General features: G+C 46.3%; 1 protein-coding gene. It reads left to right on the top strand.

All coding sequences use genetic code 11. The features are described 5' to 3' along the window. Positions 1 to 256 precede the first annotated feature (256 nt). A partial coding sequence (locus tag VN105_RS09455; protein WP_325640176.1) for a sulfatase occupies positions 257 to 1,683 on the top strand: 1,427 nt, incomplete at its 3' end.

Raw genomic sequence — 1,683 nt, 5'->3', positions numbered from 1 at the left:
AAAACTATTTTCAAATTCATAAAATCAAAATCAGGGTAATCAGCGTAATCAGTTTAATCCCGAGTCAGACAAAATCCGCTCCGGGTAATCCAATTCTATCGCCCAAAACTATTTTCAAATTCATAAAATCAAAATCAGGGTAATCAGTGTAATCAGTTTAATCCTGAGTCAGACAAAATCCGCGTAAATTTTTCTGGGAAATATCCGGAAGATGTATATTTTTATACTCACCATTTTTTATTGTCAAACATCCTGAATGAAAAACGCCTTTTTTTGCCTGAGTATATTCATATTGGCAGCTGTATCTTTCAGTTTTACAGCGCCTTTACCGGTTGCAAAAAAGCCGAATATCGTAATTATCTTCATGGATGATATGGGGTATGGTGACCTCGAATGTTTTGCCGGCACGCCCTGGCACACTCCTAATATAAACCGTATGGCCGCACAGGGCATGCGTTTCACTTATTTTTATGCTGCGCAGGCAGTTTGTTCTGCCTCCAGAGCGGGATTACTGACCGGCTGTTACCCGAACAGGGTAGGTATTCATGGCGCTTTGTCGCCGGGGTCGCCTATTGCGTTGGATACGGCGGAACAAACCATTGCATCTGTTCTGAAAGCGCAGGGTTATCACACCGGGATGGTGGGTAAGTGGCATTTGGGAAGCAGGGAGCCCTGGTTGCCTTTACAGCATGGTTTTGATGAGTACCTGGGCCTGCCTTATTCCAATGATATGTGGCCCGTGCACTATGATGGGAAGCCATATGCAGATACGTCTACGCATCCGCGGAGAAAATATCCGCCTTTACCACTGATTGAAGGGAATAAGCCACTGAGGTATATTAAATCTTTGGAAGATCAGTCGCAGCTTACCACGCTCTACACAGAAAGGGCCTGCCGTTTTATAAAAAGCAACAGGCAACAGCCATTTTTTCTTTACCTGGCGCATAGTATGCCACATGTGCCTATTGCGGTTTCCGATAAGCATAAAGGAAAAAGTAAGGATGGCCTTTTTGGGGATGTGGTGGAAGAAATAGACTGGTCTGTTGGCCAGGTATTAAAAACGTTGGAAGAGAATGGGTTATCGGATAATACCCTGGTGATCTTTACCAGTGATAATGGCCCGTGGTTGTCGTACGGTAACCATGCAGGCAATACCGGTGGTTTACGTGAAGGTAAGGGGACCTCCTGGGAAGGGGGCGTGCGGGTGCCGTGTATAATGCGCTGGCCGGGAAAAATTCCTGGCGGTAGTGTTTGCAATAAAATGGCTTCCACAATAGACTTGTTGCCTACTGTTGCAAATTTATGCGGGGCGGCTTTGCCTGTCAGGAAAATTGACGGTGTAGATTTGAAGTCGTTATTATTTAATGAACCGGAAGCAAATCCCAGGGATGAGTTGGCTGTGTATTACCAGGTGAATAGCCTTGAGGCTATCCGGAAGGGGCCATGGAAACTGGTGCTTCCGCATAAAGCCAGAACATATAAATTAAATCTGCCGGGGTACGACGGTTTTCCGGGAGCACAACCGGAAGTAAATGTGCCCCTGGCCTTATATGATATGCGGCGTGATCCGGGAGAAACACTGGATGTGCAGAAACAGTTCCCCGAGGTAGTGAAAACCCTGGAGGCAATAGCAGAAAAGTACCGGTTAGCACTTGGAGACGACCTCACCGGGGCAAAGGGAAC

Origin of the sequence: Chitinophaga sp. (assembly GCF_035564935.1) — a bacterium.
Lineage (GTDB): Bacteria > Bacteroidota > Bacteroidia > Chitinophagales > Chitinophagaceae > Chitinophaga.
The sequence above is the reverse complement of the archived record's forward strand: the minus strand, read 5'-3'. Positions and strand labels throughout refer to the sequence as shown.